Origin of the sequence: Streptomyces sp. NPDC059224, assembly GCF_042754285.1 — a bacterium.
Taxonomy (GTDB): domain Bacteria; phylum Actinomycetota; class Actinomycetes; order Streptomycetales; family Streptomycetaceae; genus Streptomyces.
Window position 1 is genome coordinate 37,570 of sequence record NZ_JBHZAN010000025.1, and the last position, 15,652, is coordinate 53,221.

16 protein-coding genes are annotated in these 15,652 nt (G+C 69.4%); 5 read left to right on the forward strand and 11 right to left on the reverse strand.

What is annotated here, in order from left to right:
- Positions 1 to 7 precede the first annotated feature (7 nt).
- The 4 genes from ACFXI4_RS27155 to ACFXI4_RS27170 are packed head-to-tail and all read right to left on the reverse strand — an operon-like array spanning position 8 to position 4,307.
- Positions 8 to 1,204 carry a hypothetical protein gene (locus ACFXI4_RS27155; protein WP_384995604.1) on the reverse strand — a complete coding sequence of 399 codons (1,197 nt, stop codon included), beginning with the start codon at positions 1,202 to 1,204 and terminating at the stop codon, positions 8 to 10.
- A gap of 59 nt (positions 1,205 to 1,263) precedes the next feature.
- Positions 1,264 to 1,743 carry a PPC domain-containing DNA-binding protein gene (locus tag ACFXI4_RS27160; protein WP_384995606.1) on the reverse strand — a complete coding sequence of 160 codons (480 nt, stop codon included), beginning with the start codon at positions 1,741 to 1,743 and terminating at the stop codon, positions 1,264 to 1,266.
- 30 nt (positions 1,744 to 1,773) lie between these two features.
- Complete coding sequence (locus ACFXI4_RS27165; protein ID WP_384995919.1) at positions 1,774 to 2,775, reverse strand: asparaginase; 1,002 nt, start codon at positions 2,773 to 2,775, stop codon at positions 1,774 to 1,776.
- 38 nt (positions 2,776 to 2,813) lie between these two features.
- Positions 2,814 to 4,307 carry a hypothetical protein gene (locus ACFXI4_RS27170; protein WP_384995609.1) on the reverse strand — a complete coding sequence of 498 codons (1,494 nt, stop codon included), beginning with the start codon at positions 4,305 to 4,307 and terminating at the stop codon, positions 2,814 to 2,816.
- A gap of 183 nt (positions 4,308 to 4,490) precedes the next feature.
- Between ACFXI4_RS27170 and ACFXI4_RS27175 the strand changes: the two genes are divergently transcribed.
- From ACFXI4_RS27175 to ACFXI4_RS27185, 3 genes are all read left to right on the forward strand, one after another.
- Complete coding sequence (locus ACFXI4_RS27175; protein WP_384995612.1) at positions 4,491 to 5,390, forward strand: DUF5753 domain-containing protein; 900 nt, start codon at positions 4,491 to 4,493, stop codon at positions 5,388 to 5,390.
- A gap of 2 nt (positions 5,391 to 5,392) precedes the next feature.
- Entirely contained in the window at positions 5,393 to 5,626 is a 234-nt protein-coding gene (locus ACFXI4_RS27180) for a DUF397 domain-containing protein (RefSeq protein WP_384995615.1), read from the forward strand.
- A gap of 91 nt (positions 5,627 to 5,717) precedes the next feature.
- A complete protein-coding gene (locus ACFXI4_RS27185; protein ID WP_384995617.1) occupies positions 5,718 to 6,146 on the forward strand; it encodes a hypothetical protein in 429 nt (142 codons plus the stop codon).
- 138 nt (positions 6,147 to 6,284) lie between these two features.
- On the opposite strand, the gene ACFXI4_RS27190 is transcribed toward ACFXI4_RS27185, so the two are convergent.
- Complete coding sequence (locus ACFXI4_RS27190) at positions 6,285 to 6,842, reverse strand: hypothetical protein (protein WP_384995620.1); 558 nt, start codon at positions 6,840 to 6,842, stop codon at positions 6,285 to 6,287.
- A gap of 153 nt (positions 6,843 to 6,995) precedes the next feature.
- On the opposite strand from ACFXI4_RS27190, the gene ACFXI4_RS27195 reads away from it, so the two are divergent.
- Positions 6,996 to 8,168, forward strand: a complete 1,173-nt coding sequence (locus ACFXI4_RS27195) for a hypothetical protein (RefSeq protein WP_384995622.1) — start codon at positions 6,996 to 6,998, stop codon at positions 8,166 to 8,168.
- 16 nt (positions 8,169 to 8,184) lie between these two features.
- Positions 8,185 to 8,682: a hypothetical protein gene (locus tag ACFXI4_RS27200; RefSeq protein ID WP_384995625.1), complete on the forward strand. Its 498-nt coding sequence runs from the start codon at positions 8,185 to 8,187 to the stop codon at positions 8,680 to 8,682.
- 419 nt (positions 8,683 to 9,101) lie between these two features.
- On the opposite strand, the gene ACFXI4_RS27205 is transcribed toward ACFXI4_RS27200, so the two are convergent.
- Genes ACFXI4_RS27205 through ACFXI4_RS27230 form a run of 6 tightly spaced genes read right to left on the reverse strand, consistent with a single transcriptional unit; the run spans position 9,102 to position 15,649 of the window.
- On the reverse strand, positions 9,102 to 9,932 hold the full coding sequence (locus ACFXI4_RS27205; protein ID WP_384995627.1) for an SDR family oxidoreductase: 831 nt from the start codon (positions 9,930 to 9,932) through the stop codon (positions 9,102 to 9,104).
- Entirely contained in the window at positions 9,929 to 10,657 is a 729-nt protein-coding gene (locus ACFXI4_RS27210) for a thioesterase II family protein (protein WP_384995630.1), read from the reverse strand. Before ACFXI4_RS27210 ends, ACFXI4_RS27205 begins: the two co-directional genes overlap by 4 nt.
- Positions 10,658 to 10,708: 51 nt before the next feature.
- Positions 10,709 to 11,854 carry a cytochrome P450 gene (locus ACFXI4_RS27215; protein ID WP_384995632.1) on the reverse strand — a complete coding sequence of 382 codons (1,146 nt, stop codon included), beginning with the start codon at positions 11,852 to 11,854 and terminating at the stop codon, positions 10,709 to 10,711.
- Complete coding sequence (locus ACFXI4_RS27220; protein WP_384995635.1) at positions 11,851 to 13,167, reverse strand: MFS transporter; 1,317 nt, start codon at positions 13,165 to 13,167, stop codon at positions 11,851 to 11,853. Before ACFXI4_RS27220 ends, ACFXI4_RS27215 begins: the two co-directional genes overlap by 4 nt.
- Before the next feature lie 15 nt (positions 13,168 to 13,182).
- The gene (locus tag ACFXI4_RS27225; RefSeq protein WP_384995637.1) at positions 13,183 to 14,241 is read right to left on the reverse strand and encodes an amino acid--tRNA ligase-related protein; all 1,059 of its coding nucleotides are present in this window, start codon (positions 14,239 to 14,241) and stop codon (positions 13,183 to 13,185) included.
- A 28-nt stretch (positions 14,242 to 14,269) separates the two neighbouring features.
- Positions 14,270 to 15,649 carry an FAD-binding oxidoreductase gene (locus ACFXI4_RS27230; protein ID WP_384995640.1) on the reverse strand — a complete coding sequence of 460 codons (1,380 nt, stop codon included), beginning with the start codon at positions 15,647 to 15,649 and terminating at the stop codon, positions 14,270 to 14,272.
- Positions 15,650 to 15,652 lie beyond the last annotated feature (3 nt).

Consider the following 15,652-nt stretch of genomic DNA (forward strand, 5'->3'; position numbering starts at 1 on the left):
GCATCGTTCACTGCGGACCTTCCGGGAGTGCGAGACTGCCGAGCAGCAATCTACGGTGCTGTCCCGTGGCGGTCATCCGGGACAGGAGCTCCCGGACCTCGGGAACCTGTTCATAGGGACCGAAATCGGCCTCCAGGGCGTCGATTTGGAGGCTGAGACGCAGAGACGTCACCGACTGGCTGGCGTTCACCAGCTCCATGCCGACCGCGCACGCCGCGTCAGGCTGACCTTGCGCGAGAAGGACGCGCGCCAACGTGACCTGCCCGAAAGCTCGGCTGCGGACCCGGCTCGCATCGCGCAGCGCCAGGGCGCGCTCCGCTTCCTGCGCGGCCGCTTTGAGCGCGCCGAGATCCAGCAGGACAGAGGCCGCCTCGCTGGCGAGCGCCGCTTCGTCGAACGGAGCCACCCATCTGGACGTCGGTGCCGTCCGCCCGAGAGCCAGGGCCTCGCGTGCAGCCTCAAGCGCGCGCTGTGCCTCGGATTCGGCGTTGAGCTGCGCCAGCGCCCGGGCCTCCATGGCGTGCAGCCGGGCCGTGAGGGTCGGTACTCGTGGGCCGGCCGCGAGGCGTGAGAGTCCGCTGCGCGCAAGATCAGCCGCGGTGTCGATCTCATCGGTCTGCAGGGCCAGGTGGCTCATGCCGGCCATCACGTTCGCGCCCGCCGTCACATCGGTCAGGCTCTGCGACAGCCGACGAGCGTGGTCGAAGTGGCCGGACGCCAGGTCGTCTCGGCCGGCGTCGTGTGCCATCCAGGCCGCCATCTCGGTGAGGACGACCGCCGCGCCGAAGGTGGTCTCGCTGTCTCCACCGCTGTCGGCTGCACCGAAGAGGGCCGGAGCGACGACCGTGTTGAGGTAGTGCACCACAGAGCGGTACACGTGCCCGCCGCCGAGCTGGCGGTCAGCGAGACGGAAGGACTCCATGGCGGCCAGGTGGGGCGACGTCACCTCGTCTACCGCTGTGGCAGCCGCGGGCTTGGCCTCCGGCGCCAGCGGGCCGAAGAGCTGCTCGGCTGGTTCGCCGAACAGGTGCTCCAGGACACGGCTCGTCGTCGGTCGCGGGAGGCTCTTGATGTCTCCAACCATCCAGCGGTCCCAGGTTTTCCGTGCGACGTATACGGAGGCGAGCGAGGGGGTGCCGTCGAGCCGGGCAACCTCGCTCGCCGCCCGCGTGAAGTGAAGCGTGAACGTCTCGAAGACGCGCATGCCGCGGGCCCTGACGACCTCCGGGAAGCGAATTGCCCTGCGGACCGTCATCTCCGTCCTCAGATATCCGTGCCGAAGCCGAGCAGGGGTACGTCATGCAGGTCCGCGCTGCGTCGGCGTGTTAGAGCCGGCCCGTCGGAGTCGCCGACGACCTCGACGATGGGAATCTCGCAGATGAACTGCACCTTCGCGCCGAGCAGGTGCGACACCCGTCCTTCGGCCGACTTCGCCTTGAGGCCGGCCGCAACGTGGATGTGCGGGGAGAGGCAGTCCTCCTCGGGATCCCAGGCGAGCGTTCCGCCGCCAAGCGCTTCAAGCGTCTCGACGTGGACTTCGTCCCACAAGGGGGCCTCGGGGTCGGCAAGGGGCCCGCACGTGCCCACCAGACGGGCCGCGCGGAATCCGCCGACGAAAGCCGGGACGTAGCCGGACCGGATGCCCTGGTTCGCGCAGAATCGCGTGAGGCCGTCCAGGAAGTCTTCCCCGTGGTCGAGGGCGAGCACGAACTGCCGGCCGGGGCGGACCTGGGCGAAGCGCATGGTGTGTCCTTTGTGCTGGTCGGTGGCGGATCAGGAGCGGTCGAGGAACGCCCTTGCGATCTCTGGGCGGGGCGTGTCGGCGGCCAGCAGGGCGGTGAGGAGCAGACGGGCTTTGTACGGGTCGAGGGTTCCCGCACCGATCAGGCCGCGGGCCAGCAGGTCGCTCTCGGAGCCGGCGAATCCGTAAGTCGAGGTCAGGACGGGGCCGGCACTGATGCGGGAGGCGAGGACGACCGGCATGGCGGCTGCAAGCGCCTCCAGACGGCTGCACCAGCTCTCGGGGACATGTCCGACGCCGAAGGCGGCGACCACGAGGCCGGAGACCTCGTTCTCCAGGCCCTTGAGCAGGGTCCCGCTGCTGCCCAGGGACGCGGTGACGATCTCCACCTGCGGAAGGGCACCGGTCGGCAGTGGCAGGCGCCCGATCGGCTTCGGCAGACGGTGAAACCGCGCCGAACCTTCCGCCACGTGGCCGAGCGGCCCGGTGTTCGGTGATCCGAATGCCCCAGGGCTGGTCGTGTGCAGTTTCCTGACGTGGCGGGCGGCATGGATCTCGTCGCCCAGGACGACGAGGACCCCGGCACCTCGGGCCTCTGCGCTCCCCGCGGTCTGGACGGCGGCCAGAAGGTTCGCCGGACCGTCGGCTCCGGCCGACGCGGCATTACGCATCGCCCCGGTGAAGACCACCGGCATCGCGCCCGAGTAGTAGAGGTCGGTGAGGTACGAGGTCTCCTCGAGCGTGTCGGTGCCCTGTGTCACCACCACCCCGTCGAGACACTCTCGTTCGGCCCGGCCGAGTCGCTCTACGAGGTCGACGATGTCGCCGGTCGCCAGGGAGGCCCCGGGCATCTGCCGGAAGTCCTCCACCCTGACCTCAGCGGCACTTTGGAGGCCGGGAACGGCGGCCACCAGGTCAGAGCCGCTCAGCGTCGGCGTGACACCTGGCGCTGAGGCGGCGCGCGTCATGGCGATGGTGCCGCCGAGGGTAAGCACAAGGACGGTGCGCTTCGGGGCACGGTCTGCGGAGAGCACGGAGGGCCTTTCGGGCGGGGTGGCTGCGCGGACGGACGTCATCGGGGCGAGCCGAGTTTGCCGAGGAAGAGCAGGGTCTCATCCAGCGTCTCCACGGTGAGCAGACGGCTGCGGGGCCGAACGAGGCCGGCGACTCCGTACTCGCCCAGAGCGTGGCAGCGGGCGGTCAACCAGTTCCAGTCCAGGCCCAGGTAGTCCGCGAGGGACCGAAGGCGTCCTGCCGGGTCCTCGCCGACGAGCACGTCGGCACCCTGTGCGTCGGTGAACACGTCGGCGTAGGAACGCAGTTCTCCGCGGGACGATGTACTGTCGGCCGCCCACAGCGCGCCGCCCGGGGCCCGCACCCAGTTGGCCACGACGGCTCGCTGACCTGGAACTAGGGCTACCCCGTCCACTTCCGAGTACTCCGTTTTCGGCACCACCCTCACACGGATCCCGCAGCGCTCCATGAGGGCGATGGCCAGCAGCAGTAAGACCCGCTCGTACTTCTCTGAGCCCGCCACCGCGGACTCGGGCAGACAGAAGACCCGGACGGTCTGCGCGGTCGCGCCGTGGAATCGCTCAAGTGCCCGCAGGTATTCCAGTTTGTGCCTGAAGAACAGCCAGCAGGCGGCTTCTTCCCCGGTCTGCTCACGAGTCCAGAAGATAGGAACTTCCCTCGCGTCCACCAGTTCCTGCTGGATATGCCGGGCGCAGAACGCCGATCCCATCCAACTACTGCCGACAGTGGACAGGTTGACCAGCAGCTGGCTGGGGGCCGAGCGGGGCAGGGACAGGTAGGTGTCGAGAAGGTCCTGCTCGGCGTCGAGCGACTGGTCGTCGGCCAAGAGGCCGTCATCAAGCTGGGTGAGCGCCCAGAGGATGCCGTAGGAGAGGTCGTCCAAGAGGTACGCCGAGGGAATCGACATCGGTCCGGCGGAGGGCGCTCCGGCAAGGGCGGGCCTGCGAGCAGCCGCGGCGTCGCGGACGTACACGTCGACGTCGTCCCGACCTTCCTCAACACCGACAAGGAAGCCGCGGCGCGCCGGCCGCAAGAACCGCTCCAGGTCACGTAGTCCGTCTTGTCCCAGTCCGTGCACGCAGGCTTCCTCGCCCCGTCTGATGACAGGAAGAAGATGGACAGCGGCACTGGTTCCGACCAGGCGCTGGCGCCCGAAGATCTCCCAGATCCCAGCAGGCCCGCCAGCGGGAAGCAGCGAGCTGGATGTGGGCCAGCGTGAGGCGATCCGCGCAGCCACCGACTCCAACGCTGCCGCCGTCTCGCCTTCTTCGGGCGCCAGGCTGAACAACGCCTCAATGGTGTGCCCGAGCATGCGCTCCAGGATCTGAGCGGCCTCGCCGCGAGGCCGACCCGACCATGTGCCCGACGACCACCGGTCGAACGTGCTGCGTCCGACACCGGCCGTGGCCATCCGGCGGTTGCCGGTCTCGCGTGCTAACTCGCGACCAGTCTTGGCAAAGTGGACGCAAAACGCCTCCCACCCGAGAAGATCCCGGTCCTTGAGGAGGAGGCGGAACAGCGTCCGACGCATCGCGGAAGCTCCTCCCTGGGCATGTACGGGCAGCGGAACGGTCCCCACGCGTGGCGACGGACGCTGCACACTTCGTGACCCTGGCTAGGATGCTCCTTCAGGAGAGCCGTTAGCAATATGGTCGAGCAATTTGCGCGACCATATTGCTTGTAGGGAGCGCGGCAACCCGTCAGACTGGCCACCATGCCAGAAGCGAAGTCGCCGTGGTCGTTGACCCTCAGCGAGGTCGGCCTGCGCCTTGAGGAGCTGCGAGAACGACGCGGCCTCACTCAAGGCGACGTCGCGGGCCACGATGTGCTGAGCCGGCGCGCCATCAGGATCGACAAGAGCGGACTGAGCCGACTAGAGCGAGGGCTGCGCCGTCGCGTTGCCCGTGACCTCGTTGAAGCGTTGCTCGAGTGCTACCAGGCCAACGCCACAGAGCGCTCCGAAATTCTGGCGCTTCTGGGCGCGGACACTACCCCTGCGGGCCGGCCGCGCCCCGCGTTGTGGCGACGCAATGCCAACCTTCTGGGGCCGATGCAGTTCGAAGGCTTCCTGAAGATGGAGCGTCGGGCCGCCGACCTGGCGAACTACGAACGTGATGTATGGCCGGGACTGTGTCAGATCGAGGACTACGCCCTGATCGTCATCGCTCAAATGCGACCTGAGCTGCGCCCATCAGAAGTCAAGGCACTCGTGGACGTCCGAATGGACCGCCAGCAGCGGGTCCGCGAAGGAGCTCTGAAGAACTTCCGTGCCCTCGTGGACGAGAGCGCGCTCCTTGACACCATCGGCAACGAAGCAGTCTGCAAGCGCCAGTTGGAGAGGATCCTCGCTGAGTCCGAGGAGCCTCGGAACACCATCCGGATCCTCCCGGCCTCCGTAGGTCTTCACCCTGGCTCTGCCGGCGCGTTCGTCCTCATGACATTCCCCGAAGCCGCCCGCGAGGTCGTGTGGGTGGAGACCATGGTCAGCTCGGTGTACTTCGACGGGGAAGTAGACGTGCAGCGCTACAACGCAGCTTTCACCAACCTGTGGGAGCGGGCGCTGGACCCCGAGGAGACGCGGATGCGCCTCAAGGAAAAGATCAAGGAGCTCTAACAGTGACAGCAAAGCCGGACCCGTCCACATTCGACCTTACGTCGGTCGACTGGAAGGTGTCCAAGTACAGCGGTGGCGGCGGCAACTGTGTGCAGGTCGCCGTCGTGAACGGGTACGTCCTGATCGGCGACTCACAGAACCCCAGCAGGCAGCCCCAGGTCTTTACTCCTGCTGAGGCGAAGGCGTGGCTGCTCGGCGCGAAGGACACGGACTTCGACTTCCTGCTCAAGCTCTGACCGTCCTGATCCATCAAGTGGGTCGGCCCCAAGGCAACTGGGGCCGGCCCGATCGTTTCTGGAGAACAAGACTGGCATCGCCATCTTCGTGATGCGCGGCAAGCAGTACCTCATGGTCCTGCACACGCTGCACTGGGCCGACGAGGTCCGCGACCCCGGCCAGGAGTTGGAGGCGTTGCCCCGGCGCGGGAGTGCCCAGGGCAACGAACTGGAGACTGCCCGGCAGCTGATCGACGCTCTCACCACGGACTGGAACCCCAAGGGCTACCGCGACACGTACGAGGAACGGGTGAAGGAACTGGTCGACGCGAAGGCCCAGGGCGAGGAGACCGTTACCGAACAGGCCGCGACCGAGGCCACCGACGTCATCGACCTGATGGAGGCCCCTCCAGCGCAGCGTCGAGCAGTCCAAGGGCCACAAGGGCCCCTCCGCCGCCGCAGCCCGCGACCGGCGGCCCGCGGCCGGCGGCCGGCGAGCGGAAAAGCGACAGACGGAAGAAGACGTCAGGCACGGCAGTAGCGGGGCTCGAGCTGCTGAGCAAGGGCGAGCTGTATCAGCGGGCCACCAGCCTGGACATCGCGGGCCGGTCCAGGATGAACCGGGAACAGCTCATCCCCGTCGCGAAGGCGGCCTCCTGACCGGCCGCTCCCGCGCCCTTCAGTCGAAAGCGTGGACGATGTCCTCGATGATTGCGTGCATGCCGCTCCAGTCGCCTATGGCGCGCTGCCCCGACCGGGCTGCCTTCGCCTTCTCCTCGAACGCTTTCAGGACCAGATCCTCGTGCGCCGCCGACAGCGCACCCTGGTGACGCTGCACGGCGGGGATGAAGGTTCTCAGGTGGACCGGCGCCAGCGTGCCGTCGATCGGCAGGACGTCTTCGCCGAGGTACATCTCCAGAGAGCCGGCGGCGCCGTTCACGTCGGTCAGCGACACCGTGGAGGAGGCCGGCTCGACAGTGGGGTAGCGGGCCAGTAGAGGCAGGTCCGGGTAGTGCCGCACCCGACACTGCTCCGGCAACGTCTGCCGCTTCAGTTTGGCGAACGCCTCATGTGCGCCGGCGTCGTTGTCGGCGATGGCCACGAAGCGGTTGGCGACGCCGGCCGCGATGAACGCGTTCACCATTGTTGCGAGTTGGCCGACGCTGCCGCGTGCCTTCGTCCCGGTGTAGTCGATGAAGCGGACGAAGCCCACGAGGTGCGGGTGGGTGACGTGCATCGCCTCGGTGAGAACCCTGGAGTCGGTGCGCGACGCGAGGTGAATCCCTGCACGTTCAGCCGCTGTCGTAGGGCGAAGGCGGTGGTGTAGTAGCCGAGCGTGATCTCCTTCGCGTCCCAGTCGTCGTCATGCGTGTCGTCGCCGGCGTTGGTGATGACCAGCCCCGGGACCTGCCAGTACTCCAAACCCGCCGACCAGGCCGCCACCTATGCGCTGCTGGAGGTATTCGGCCGGGTCTGCAAGAAATGCGCCATCGTCCTGCCAACCGCGCCGGACGCCCTGTGGCGGGCCGCCGCGTTCGCCGCACACCGCCGCGAAGTCCTGGACCGGGCACTGGCGGACCACAAGCCGCGGACCTGGCTCGGCCACGCCCGCAACGCCGCCCGCCACGACCCCGGCGACGACGAGCAGGTCGAGCAGTGGCCTCAGCAGGCCCGCACCGATGCCGCGCTCGCCGACGACGCCGACACGCTCGCCGACGCCTGGCGCCGTCTCACCGCAGATCACCGGGCCTTCCTGGACGCCTACGCTGCCGACTGCCCCGAGGTCGAGGCATACAACGGCGCCCGGGACGCGGTGCGCCGCTCCACTGGATTCCCGCAGCGCCGGGCGCTGGACCAGGTGAGCGCGGCGGTCGGCAAGGTCTCCCGCACGGGGGAGCGGATGTATGGGCCGCCGCCGGAGCTGGACGCCGGGGCACTGGTGTGCGGGGTGTGGCTGGCGGCGCGCTCCCGCAGCCACTCGGCCCGCAGGGCCGCTGATCTGGCCCGGAAGGCGGCGGGGGCGGAGCTGGCCGGTGCACGGGTCGTCGACGTCACCCACCTGCCCGTGCCGCCGCGCACCTCAGGCAGCGGCCACGAGAGTCCGTCGTCCTGGGCGGACGCGGAGCTGGCGCTGTGGTGGCCGGACGCGGTCGAGCAGATGTGCAAGCGCCTTGAGGAGGACTTCGAGGCCGAGTCGGCCGACGCCACCTCGCGCCTGCTCCTGGTGCGCAACTGGCCGCTGACCGGCACCAGGGACGCGCCGGTCGCCTATCTGGCGTCTTCCCCCGTCCTGGGGCCGGTCGTTCCCCACGGGTATCGCGAGGTGGGCGACTATGTGTCCTGGAGCGGCGGGGACACCGCCGGGCCTTCCTTCAGCGCGGTCGTGGCCGCCCCCGCCCACCTGGTTGCCAAGCTGGAGAAGGAGCAGGCCGTCCAGCTCTCGTACCAGCCAGCCCCGGTTCACGGCCGGCGGCCCGGTCACCGGCGGCACGGCCGACCTGGAGGCGGCCGAGGAACTGCTGCGTGCGGCGTTCCCGCTGCTGCCCGGCGACGGCGACGATGAGCCGCCCGTCCCGGCTGTGGCCGTCACCGAGCAGCGACGCGCCCGCCACGCCGAACGCGGGCAGCGCCTGACCAGCGACCAGGAGCGCCTCTACCGCATCGCGGACTCTCTGAGCGGCGGCTACACCTGCTGGGTGCCGGACAACCAGGAGGAGCTGGAGGCGCTGGAGAAACTCGTGTCCTGGCTGCGCTGGACCACGCTGCGCGTCGACGTACTGTGCGGCCCAACCGGCGCGGCCAGCCAGTGGGCCAGCGTGTTCGGCACCCTGGAGGCTGTCACCACCGCCGGCCTGGGACTCACCCCCGGCGGGCGGCACCGCACCCTGCACATCCCCTGGCACCGGATCGTCGTTCTCACCGGCGCTCCCCACTGGGACCGCGGCCACCATGCCCCCGTTCTGTGGCAGCCCTACGAGCCCGTCGGCACACCTACCCCACCACCAACCGGTCCTCGCCTCGCCCGGATACAGGGCGCTGGTCTGCGCGCGGTGCCGGCACCAGACGGCGCTGCATAAACTCGGACCCCGGCCGCACCGCCGAGTCGGCACACCGGTCCAGGCGACGCCGTTGGCGGTCTGCCCCTCACACACAAGGCGGCGGGACCGTGGGGCATGGCGTACGAGCAGATCACCGGTCAGACCAGACCGGTTTGCCTACCACCTGCCCAGCGGGGCGGGGCGGAAAACGAGGACCACCGTCGACGCCGGCCTGCCCAACGCGCTCCAATGCATCGTGCCCGGCATCACGACGTTCGCCTCCATCATCGCGGTGCCCTTTTCCGAATCTCACCGCCGAGAGGTGGGACCGGCTGGACCGGCCCCTGGTCGACCTGGAGAGGTGTGTGGAGCCCTCACCGGCAGCTGACGGCCCACATGGCTCCCCGGAGCAGCCGGGGCCGCGCGTGGGTTTTGACGCATTCTGGGTCGTCAACGGGTCAACGAGCGGTGAAGCCGCCGTCCACAGTGATCACGGCCCCGGTCATCTGTCGGCTGTCGTCCGAGGCCAGCCAGAGTGCAGAGTCGGCGACGTCTTCGGGTTCGATGAGGGCGTTCATGGGCTGGTCTCGCATGAAGATCTGTTCGTGCTCGTCGACGGGTACGTCCAGGGAGCGGGCGATTTCGGCGAGCATGCGGCCCTCGACGTGCGGGGCGTCGCGGACGGAGCCGGGGCACAGGGCGTTGACGCGGACCTTGTGGGGTGCGTAGTCGAGGGCGGCTGCTTTGGTGAGACCGATGAGCCCGTGCTTGGCGGCGACGTATCCGGCGAAGTGGCGGTAGCCGACCAGGCCTGCTGTTGAGGCGATGTTGATGATGCTGCCCGTCTTGCGGCGGGTCATGAGTTTGGCGACGCAGCGGATCAGCCGCCAGGCTCCGGAGAGGTCGACGTCGAGCATGAGCTGCCATTCGTCCTCCTCGATCTCGTGCGTGGCCTTGCCCGAGGGTGCGGCGATGCCGGCGTTGTTGACGAGGATGTCGAGGTGCCCGAACCGGGCTGCGGCAGCGGTGACGGCGTCCTGGACTTGGTTGAGGTGCCGTACGTCTGTGTGGTGGACGAGTACGGCGGCGCCTTCCTTGCGGCACAGGTCTGCGGTGTGTTCGAGCTGGCTGACCGTCCCGAGGGGGTAGGGCACGCCGGGCAGGTCGGCGGCGATGTCGAGGAGGGCGAGGTCGGCGCCTTCTCGTGCGAAGGTCAGGGCTGTTGCCCGGCCGAGGCCTCGGGCGGCGCCGGTGATCACAGCGGTCTTGCCGTCGAGTCGGCCGGTCATCGTGGTGCTGCTCCGAGGTCGTGGGTGTCGTTCAGTTGGGTGGCGATGAGGCGCATGACGGCGGGGCCGTGGTCGGTGAGGTACATGTGTCCGCCGGGGAGTTCGGCGGTGGTGAAGGCGGCGGTGGTGGCGTCGGCCCACTGTGCGGTCTGGGCGGCGTCTACGAGGTCGTCGTCGGTTCCCCGCAGGGCGGTGATCGGTGCCTTGAGGGGGGTGTCGGTGGAGGGCCGGTAGTTCTCGTGCATTTCGACGTCGGCCCGCAGGACGGGGAGGAGGAGTTCGAGCATTTCGGGGTTCTGCATCGCCTGGTGGGAGTAGCCGGCGAAGCCGCGGACGCGGGTGAGGAACTCGTCGTCGCTCAGTCCGGTGGCCCGGTTGGTGCGTGGCGTCCTGGGGCCGGCTGAGCCGCTGACGACCAGGCGTTCCAGGGGGACCGGTCCGCGGTCGGCGATCCGGTGGGCGAGTTCGTAGGCGAGGACGGCGCCGAGGCTGTGGCCGAAGATGACGGCGCGCTCAGAACCCTCCAGTTCGGGCGCGACTCGCTCCCAGGCCTCCTCCGCTGCGGCCGAGGCGTCCGTGAGGGGGTCGTCGAGGAAGCGTTCTTCGCGGCCCGGCAGCTGGATGGCGGTGATGTGCAGGCCCTCTGGCGCGTCCTTGTGCCACTTCTTGAAGAAGGAGGCGCCTGCTCCGGCGAAGGGCAGACAGATCAGTGCGGTCGGCTGCATGCAGCGCGCCCTTTCATTCGGGTGGGGTTCTGGTCGGGAAGGCCGGTGGTGTCAGCGCCGCGCCGGCGCGGGTGTGGTGGGCGCGTGCAGGTCGAGGGTGAGGCGGTCGAAGCCGCGGAAGGTCTTGTTCACACGCCAGTTCACGTCGCTGACCGTGGCGTTGGGGAAGCGGCGGGCGAACAGGGTGAGGAGCTTGGCCACGGTGAGCCGGGCGAGTGGGGCGCCGACGCAGTAGTGCATGCCGAATCCGAAGGCGATGTGGTCGGACGGGTGCTGGCCGGTGCTGTGTTCGAGCGGGGTTGTGGGGGTGGAGTGGTCGAAGAGGTCCCGGCCGGTGAGGGAGACGAGGACGACGTCGTCCTTGGCGATGGTGTGGCCGGCCAGGGTCGTGTCCTGTGTGGCGAGGCGGGCGACGTGTCCGAGTGGTGCATACAGTTCCAGGACGCGTTCGACGATGCCTCGGGCGGGTTCGTCGTCGGTGGCGGCCGCGATGGTGTGGGTCAGGTTGTTGCCGAGCATGTGCCACAGGGCGAGCCCGATCATGCCGGCCGTGGTCTCCAGGCCGCCGAACATCACCATCGACGAGGTCGCGAGCCGGTCCCACTCGCTGCCCTGGGCCTTGCTCCAGATGGACTCGCCGTCCTCGTCGGGCGCGTTCGTAATGAAGTCGGCCATCTCGCGCAGGGAGGTCTGGGCGGCGCGTGCGTAGTCGGGCCGGTAGGCGACGGCGAGGAAGTCGGCGAGGGGCCGGGCCCAGGTGTGCAGGAGGTCTCCTTGGCCGTCGGGGAGTCCCAGGAGCAGGGCGATGGTGCGTGCGGAGATGTTGTCCGCGAGGTCGGGCATGGCGTCGTGCCGCTCTGAGCGGGCGAACTTGTCCAGTTCCTCTTCGAGGATGGTGTGGATGGTCTCTTCGAGTCGGCGGATGCGCCGGGGGGAGAACATCGGCTGGATGGCCCGTCGGGCCTCGGTGTGTTTCGTGCCGTCGAGGAGGACGAACCAGCGGCGCATGGTCTCGATGAGGTGGGCGCACTCCTCGTGTATGTCTGCGGGAAGGTAGCTGAGGTTGACGGCGTCGAGGGTTTCCGAGGACAGGTGTGGGTCCTGGAGGGCGGCCTGTACGTGGTCGCGGCCCCAGACGACCCAGCAGCCGAGGTCCTCGTAGTAGCGGACCGTTGTGGTCGCGTTTTCGGTGGTCACGCGGGCTCCGTCTCGTGGGTGTCGGCGCTGGGCTCGGGGCGCGCGGTGGTGGGCAGGTCGCGCTGGGTGCGCATGGGGCCGAGGGCGAGGACGAGCCCGCAGGGGGCGAGGACGGCGGTCATGATCCACATGGCGGGGCGGGGGCCGACGGCGTCGCCGAGGACGCCTCCGATCAGTGCGCCGACCGGGATGGTGCTGTGGTTGATGACCATCGTGGTGGCGACGACGCGGCCGAGGATGCGCGGTGGGCAGTAGGTCTGGCGAAAGGAGGCCAGGACGACGTTGCAGGTGACGATGCCGAAGCCGAGGACGAAGGTGCCCAGGGCGAAGAACGTCAGGCCGGCGCCTGATGTGGTCAGGGGCAGCAGCAGGGCGAACGGTCCGGTGACCAGTTGGGTGGCGAGCATGCCGCGTGCGGTGCCGAAGCGCCGTCCGATGGCCGGGGCGGCGGAGGCTCCGACGATGCCGCCGAGGCTGCCGGCGGTGAGGATCACGCCGACGGTCGCGGTGTTCGCGCCGACCGTGCGTACCAGGAAGACGACTTGGACGGCCTGGTAGCCCAGGAGCGCGAAGTTCACCAGGGCGCCGTAGGTGACGATGGGGCGCAGATAGCGGTCGCTGAACACGAAGCGCAGGCCTTCGGTGATCTGCCGGCCCAGCGGGATGGGGTGGTCGGGCGGTTCCGGCTTCGTTTCCTTGGCCTTGATGCCGGTGAGGCAGAGCGCGGACAGGATGAACGTGATGGCGTCGAGGAGCAGGCCGGCGACGGCGCCGAAGACCTGGCTGATCAGGCCAGCCAGGCCCTTGCCGACCACGTCGGTGGCGGATTCGCTGGCGCTGATGCGGGCGTTGCCCTCTTGGAGGTCGGCGTCGGTGACCACGGTCGGCAGGTAGCTGTGTACGGCGGTGCGGACGAAGACCGCTGCGACGCCGCAGATCAGCACGACGGCGACGAGGTGGGTGAAGGTGAGCGCGTCGAGCCAGGCCGCGATGGGGACGGTGGCGTAGAGGACGGCTGACACCACGGCGCACGCGATGAGCAGGGGGCGGCGCCGCATCCGGTCCACCCATGCTCCGGCGGGCAGGCCGACCAGGAGCCAGGGCAGCCAGACGGCGGCGGTGAGCAGGCCCACGGCGGTCGCGCTGCTGTCGAGGGTGACGACGGCGACGAGGGGGACGGCCACCGCGGTGACACTGTTGCCGATGCCGCGTGCGGTCTCGCCGATCCACAGGAGCCTGAAGTCCCGCTGGCCCAGGACCCCCCATCTTCTGCGCGCGCTGGTACCGGCGGTGTCGTCGTTCTTCGTCTCCACGCTGATGGCTTTCTGTTAGGGGCGGGTGACCGCGGTAGGGAAGGCGGCAGGTTCGTTGAGCCGGGACATGAGCGGGACGTCCCGGATGTCGTCGTGGGACAGGACCCACATGAGAAACCTCTCGATGCCCATGCCGAAGCCGGCGGTGACCATGGGGAGGTCCATGCGCATGCGGACGTACCAGGCGTACTCCTGCTCGTTCACGTCGTGCCGGGCCATCGACTTGCGCAGCAGTTCGACGTCCGAGTGGCGTTCGCCGCCGCCCACGATCTCGCCGAGCCCGAAGTACAGGTCGGCGTTGCGGGCGGTGCGTCCGGCGTCGTCGCCGAAGGCCTGGTAGAAGGGCACGGCCAGCGAGTCGAAGTGGTCGACCCAGACGAACGGGTCGACGCGCTGCATGAGCAGCCGCTCGCCCTGGCGGGTGAGCGTGCGCCATGATCCCTCATCGCGGACGCAGCCGTCCACGTCACCGACGATCCGCACGGCCTCCTCGAAGGTGAGGCGTTCGAAGGGTGCGCCTCGGGCGGCCATGCGCTCGACGTGGGCCGTGGTGCCGCGCAGCCGGGCGATGCGGTCGCCGTGTTCGTCCAGGACCGCGGTGGCGAGCGCCTTCACGTAGCCGTCGACGTAGCTGATCATGTCGTCGAGGCCGCCGGGTATCTCGGCTTCGCTGTGCGTGTACTGGTTGAGGTGGGTCTCGTCCGGAATCTCGCCGCGGTAGGACGGCAGGATGCTGTAGCAGCCGCCCGGCGAGAGCCGGCAGCCGTACTCCAGGGCGAACTGCATGCTGTCGGGCAGGAAGGTGTCCACGCCGAGGACGGTCACGGGCACGGGCTCGGAGTCGCTGCCGAAGGCGTTCGGGCAGGTCACGGTCCGGGTCGTGAGCGGGAAGGGCAGATTCTTCAGGCCCTGGGAGCGGGCGTAGTTGCCGGTGGTGCGCTCGAAGACGTCGTAGAGGTCGGCGACGAGGCCGTACCACGGGGAGCTCAGCATCGTGACGAAGGCGTCGGGGTCGTTGCTGGAGTGGACGGCGGGAGGTGTCAGGAGGGCGAGGGACTGGGGCCGCTGCAGCATGTGGGGTCTCTCCTGGGGAACGTGGGCGTCAGGACGGTGTGGGCGGGATGTTCTGGTTGCGCCGGAAGACGTTGGCGGGGTCGTATGCCTTCTTCACGGCGGCGAGGCGGGCGTGCCGGTCAGTGCCGTAGACCTCCAGGACCCGGCCGGGCGCCTCGTCATGGAGGTAGTTGACGTAGGCGCCACCGGTGCACATCGGCGCGAGGCGCTCGATGCTGCGCCGGGGCCAGGCGGCGTTCGCGGTGTCCTTCTGCGGGTCGGTCCACTGGGACGAGGCGGTGAAGATGTAGGGCGCGTTGCGGGACGGGAACGCCGAATCCTCTTCGGGAACCTGGCTGATGGCACCGCCCAGGTACTCGAAGTCGATGGAGGACAGCGCGGAGGGCATCTCCTCGGCGGCGGTCACGAACGCGGCGGCCGTCTGCGGGGTGAGGTCGGCGGGGTAGCAGGATTTGGTGAAGTAGCGGTGGCCGGCGGGTTCGCCGTGGTCGCCCAGGCTCTGGAGCTCCGCGTAGGACATGCGGCGCACGAGGGTGGCGGTGGGGCCGGTGGTGTCGAAGAACGGGTTGGTGTGGGCCGGTCCGTCGTCCGGGTTGCCGAACCAGGCGGCGGTGAGGAACAGCGCGGGGCGGCCCTGGAGATGGGCGGGGATCCAGTTGGCGGTGCCCGCGTGCTTGAGGGCGCCGACGGTGTGCAGGGCGTCGGGCTGGCCGGAGGCGAAGTCCCCGTAGGCGGCCAGTACCTCCTCAGCGGCAGCCAGCGGGTAGACGCCGGTGTGGTAGTGGACGGGGCCGACGGGCCGCAGACGCAGGGTGAAGCGGGTGACGATGCCGAAGTTCCCGCCCCCTCCGCGCAGCGCCCACAGCAGGTCGCCATGGTCGTCCTCGGTCGCCTCGACGACCGAGCCGTCCGCCAGCACCACTTCGGCCGCAAGCAGGTGATCGCAGGTCAGCCCCCAGGTGCGGGCGAGCCATCCGTAGCCGCCGCCAAGGGCGAGGCCACCCAGACCGGTGTGCGAGACCACGCCGGCCGGACAGGCGAGACCGTGCGGTGTGGTGGCGGCGTCCAGATCGGCGAGCAGGCAGCCGCCGCCAGCCTGCGCGACACGGGCGACAGGGTCGACGGCGACAGATCGCATGGGCGACAGATCGATCATGAGGGTGTTGTCGGCGACGGCAGTGCCGGCGACGTTGTGGCCGCCGCCCCGCACGGTGATCTCCAGGCCGGTGCGGGCGGCGTAGCGCAGAGCCTCGGAGACCTGGCCCGGGCTGCTGCACGGGGCGATGACGGCGGGCCGCCGGTCGTGCATGCCGTTCCAGATACGGCGTGCCGTGTCGTAGGCGGGCACGCCGGGCCGCAGCCAGTGGCCGGGCACCTGAACGTCGGGACGGTCGTCGTGGAGGGTCATGCG